This is a genomic window from Flavobacterium cyanobacteriorum (assembly GCF_002251835.1).
In the GTDB taxonomy this organism is placed as follows: Bacteria; Bacteroidota; Bacteroidia; order Flavobacteriales; family Flavobacteriaceae; genus Flavobacterium; species Flavobacterium cyanobacteriorum.
The window spans coordinates 1-4,035 of record NZ_NOXV01000123.1; the positions used below are offsets into that span (position 1 = coordinate 1).

The window sequence follows — 4,035 nt, forward strand, 5'->3', positions numbered from 1 at the left end:
ATCGCACTAAAGAAATTTAATAAAATAAAAGTTTAAACCACTTCATATTCATCAAGTATTTTTTTTCTAACTGTCTCTTCGTAATAACCCCGATAATAAACTGAAAAACCAGCTCTTGATGTGTCTTTACTAAACTCATACTTAGCTGCATATTTATTGGTAGGATCAAATAATACAACAGGTCTTGCCTGAGTAAAAACATTATTGCTTATAAGCAATGCACTAAAAAAAATAAATTCTTTTACTGACATCTTGGATTTGAGTTTTTAAAATTGTTGTAGGTATTTAAGATTTGCAGCCTCTGTGCCTGAGAATCATGGGACCATGCAACGGTTGGATAGGGCGGCAGGCCTGTGGTTGGACTAGGATCTCCTTCACCCATTAAACCAACCCATGCAATAGCCTCATAAACTTCTTCTGGTTGAAAAGGGTCAAACTCTCGTAGAGCATTTTTAATAATTTCTCTATAGTGCTGAGCCATCATTTGATGATCCCAATTTGGATGATATCTACTTATATAATAATCATAAATCCCAGGAAAATTATTTTGTAGGTTTTGCACATAAGCTGTTTGTTGCGCTACTGTCATATCTTCAGGTTGCAATGAGCCAGTTTGGGCGGCTATCATCATTTTTCTAAATATCTCTGCATGGATCATTTCATGAATCATGGTTCCTGCAACATCTAGAGGAGGAATTTGGCTTAAAATGTTGATGTCAAAAGTAATATTAATAACATAATTTTCAGGAGGATATGTTATTGCATGACCCCCTGGTTGGCCAGCGCTCAATTTCAAATGCGCCACAGAAAATTCTCCGTCAAAATTTTGTAAATAATCCTGAAAAGTGGGAGAGCCCCCTAATTGATTATACACTCCCATGCTATCAACATTAAGTACATAAATTATTTGGATTAATGACTTTTACGTTATAGCATAACGCCACTCAACTTCATACAAAATCCCCTCACCATCGTTTATTTTGACATATATAAATATTTTTTTGTAATAACGTGTAAAGTTATACGGTGGATTTCTTATCATATTGCCTTTTAATCCAGTTTTTCGCTCAAAGGCTTTTGCTTCATTTTCAATAATGGCTTTTGTATTCATGTTAGCTTTATCCTTACTGACTAAATTTTTTTTAACAGAAGTATAATCCACTTTTTTAGTTTTGTGTTTTTTTGGATTGTACAAGAAAGAATCATTGTCAATTTTAGGATAGAGATAAAAAGTTTTACTACCATCCTCCTTTTTTGAAAATAGTTTATCCGTAGCATCATTAAAATTGATATACAATACATTCCTCGAATCAATTTTTGGATTTGATTGCATAAAAACTAGTACTATGATAGTAATCCACTTCATTGTTCACAATTTGTATTGGAGTTGATAAAGTTTGAATACAAATTCAAAATAAATTTTGGACGTTTAATATTGCCAAATTTATTAAGGCGAATATACAGGTTTTAAACTTCAACAGGTTAGCTTCAATCAACAAGAAACCAATCCCACGTAACTTCATATAGTACACCTTTATTATCGGTAAGTTTTTCAAAAATATAAATTTTAGCAAAATAATTATTATAGTTATATCCAGGTGGATGTCTAATTAACTGGCATGGAGTTTTATCTTTTTCTTTGAGTTCATCTTCACATTGCTTCGCCTTAATATCTAAATACTGCCTAACTTTATCTAAAGCTGTTTCAGCTGATATAACGGTGATATCTTTGATTTTTATCTTTTTTTTATCTAATTTTTTACAATTGTAATTAAAACTAAGTATATGTTGAAAGTTAATTTCAGTACTATCCCTAAAGGCTAATTTGAAATTTGTTTTACATCCGTCAGTACTTTTGATATCCCGCTCTTTATCAAAAAGGATAATAATCGTTTCTTTCTCTTGTGCCACAGACTTTTGACTAGAATATAGTAGGATGAAAAATAATATTAGTTTTATTGGCATGGTGGGTTATGGGTTTTAAAATGATTGTAAGTATATAAAATTTGCAAACGTTGGCTTTGGGGTACATTTTGCCACGCCACGGTGGGTTGGGGTGGTAATCCTGTTATATCATCTGGATCACCACCAGTACCCATTAGACCAATCCAAGCTAATGCTTCGTAAACTTCATCAGTTTGTGTATAATCAAATTTTAATCAATGATCTTACCTTCAACAACCCATATTTTTTCAACGGGATATAGCACACCAGACATATTATTTTTTTTAATATATATATATATATCAAACAAATCTTTATAGTAAAATTCTTCTTTTTTATCTTTAGTATAGTTCTTATTTCTTCTTACTTTCAAGTTCATCTCATTAAAAGTTGAAACTTTGTATTTTATATCCGAATAATTTACTTCAGATTTTTTTTTGGAAAAAAACTTGAATTTTTGCCCATTAATAATGAATATATTATCTTCAAATTTCATCTTTGTTTCATCGAAAACCAATACAATCATTTCTTTTTGTGATTGTACATTTACATACCACCAGAATGATATAAAGAAAAATAATATTTTGTAACTAATCATAATTATTGGCAATTAGAATTACTATTTTCAAAATTAGTAATTGTATTATCTATTATTTCTTTTTCTGCTTGCGTTAGGTTATTCCAAGCTACTGTATTTTTCAAACCTTCCCATGCAATGGCTTCATAGACTTCATCGGATACATTATTATTGAACTCTTTTAAAGCCTGGACTATTATTCCACGATAATGTTGAGCCATCATTTGATGCTGTGCATCAGAAACCTGTTGACCAGCCGGAACATTAAACTCATACCTCATATAATAGTCATATAAACCAGGATAATTATTTCTTAATATTTCTAATTGGGCTTGTGTAAATTCTATGTTTGGTTGTCCGGCGATGGATAGTAATTTTCTATAAATTTCAGCATGAATTATTTCATGAATAATTGTCCTTGCTATTGATAATGCAGGTCTGCTCAAATTATTTGAATTAAACGTAATTGTTATTAAATAGTTATTTGGACTTGCTGTTTCTGCATTTGTGGTACTTGATAAAGTCGAACTCGATTTCAATTTTAAATGCGCCACAGAAAATTCTCCGTCAAAATTTTGTAAATATTCCTGAAAAGTGGGAGAGCCCCCTAATTGATTATACACTCCCATGAGGCAGTCATTTTCTGTAAAAGATTCATCTAATATAATCTGGAATATAGCAGGGTCAAGCATTATAGGCTGGGTCACAATAGTAGTGCGTGGGCGGGGGCCTGCCCCACCACCCCCGGTACTGCCACCGCCCCCGGTATTCCCACCACCGCCGGTGCTACCACCACCGCTGTCAGCGCAGCCAACATATACCCAACTTTGGGTAGCCGGGCGCATCACCCACCTGCTGCCACCCACGCTACACGATGGATCTCCCGGGGCATGCTCATTGCCGGCTTCGCATTCCCAGCGCCCAATATAATTCTGTACTGGCTCAAAACAACTTATGTTTATCATCCCCGGCCCGCTGCCTGCAGATAAGGATGTTATCTCTGTCCGGGAACGGATGCTTTCGGAACCTATCTTATCCCACGTGTCCAACTCTGCTGTAGTGAGGCTGTAACTAAAAAGGTAGGCATCGTACTCGCCATCATCGGCTGATTGTAATACTATGTTTTGGATGGTTTCACTTTTCCCGTCAGTCCTGTAGGTGGGAAAGGTAAGGGTGTGCGTGCCTTCATATCCCGCATAAAGCGCTATTGCATCGTCTATGAAAAATTGGGGATCGCTATTTTGCCGTATATTCATTAGTATGCTATTCACCAGGTCGGGGTTGGGCAGGGCGGCTTTTTTGACCCTTTTATAAATAATTTGGTCTTTACCGGCATTTTTTTTACTAAAAAAACGGCCGTTTTCTTCTGTTACGGCCTTATCTTCGGTAGAGCAGGAAAGGGAGGCCAGTAGAAGGATAGCGAGAGGCAATAGTTTTTTCATAATATAGTATTTAATTTCTGTGGACTAAATGAAGTGGTTTAAACTTATTTGTTAAATAAAAAAGGGTTGACG

General features: G+C 34.7%; 6 protein-coding genes. All 6 read right to left on the bottom strand.

Features of this window, described 5'->3' with window-relative positions; translation table 11 throughout:
• Positions 1–32 precede the first annotated feature (32 nt).
• Entirely contained in the window at positions 33–251 is a 219-nt protein-coding gene (locus CHU92_RS01575; protein WP_094411923.1) for a hypothetical protein, read from the bottom strand.
• Positions 242–880 (bottom strand): hypothetical protein, encoded by a 639-nt coding sequence (locus tag CHU92_RS01580; protein ID WP_094411925.1) that lies wholly within the window; start codon positions 878–880, stop codon positions 242–244. The genes CHU92_RS01575 and CHU92_RS01580 overlap by 10 nt, the downstream gene beginning before the upstream one ends.
• A 42-nt stretch (positions 881–922) precedes the next feature.
• On the bottom strand, positions 923–1,366 hold the full coding sequence (locus CHU92_RS01585; protein WP_094411927.1) for a hypothetical protein: 444 nt from the start codon (positions 1,364–1,366) through the stop codon (positions 923–925).
• 122 nt (positions 1,367–1,488) lie between these two features.
• Positions 1,489–1,911: a hypothetical protein gene (locus CHU92_RS01590; protein ID WP_165764563.1), complete on the bottom strand. Its 423-nt coding sequence runs from the start codon at positions 1,909–1,911 to the stop codon at positions 1,489–1,491.
• Between the two features lie 244 nt (positions 1,912–2,155).
• The gene (locus CHU92_RS01595) at positions 2,156–2,542 is read right to left on the bottom strand and encodes a hypothetical protein (protein WP_094411931.1); all 387 of its coding nucleotides are present in this window, start codon (positions 2,540–2,542) and stop codon (positions 2,156–2,158) included.
• 2 nt (positions 2,543–2,544) lie between these two features.
• The gene (locus CHU92_RS01600) at positions 2,545–3,963 is read right to left on the bottom strand and encodes a hypothetical protein (protein WP_094411933.1); all 1,419 of its coding nucleotides are present in this window, start codon (positions 3,961–3,963) and stop codon (positions 2,545–2,547) included.
• Between the last annotated feature and the right edge of the window lie 72 nt (positions 3,964–4,035).

Excerpts from the sequence above, each read along its gene's own strand:
- CHU92_RS01575 (WP_094411923.1), bottom strand. The coding sequence starts at position 251 with ATGTCAGTAAAAGAATTTATTTTTTTTAGTGCATTGCTTATAAGCAAT.
- CHU92_RS01580 (WP_094411925.1), bottom strand. The coding sequence starts at position 880 with ATGGGAGTGTATAATCAATTAGGGGGCTCTCCCACTTTTCAGGATTAT.
- CHU92_RS01585 (WP_094411927.1), bottom strand. The coding sequence starts at position 1,366 with ATGAAGTGGATTACTATCATAGTACTAGTTTTTATGCAATCAAATCCA.
- CHU92_RS01595 (WP_094411931.1), bottom strand. The coding sequence starts at position 2,542 with ATGATTAGTTACAAAATATTATTTTTCTTTATATCATTCTGGTGGTAT.
- CHU92_RS01600 (WP_094411933.1), bottom strand. The coding sequence starts at position 3,963 with ATGAAAAAACTATTGCCTCTCGCTATCCTTCTACTGGCCTCCCTTTCC.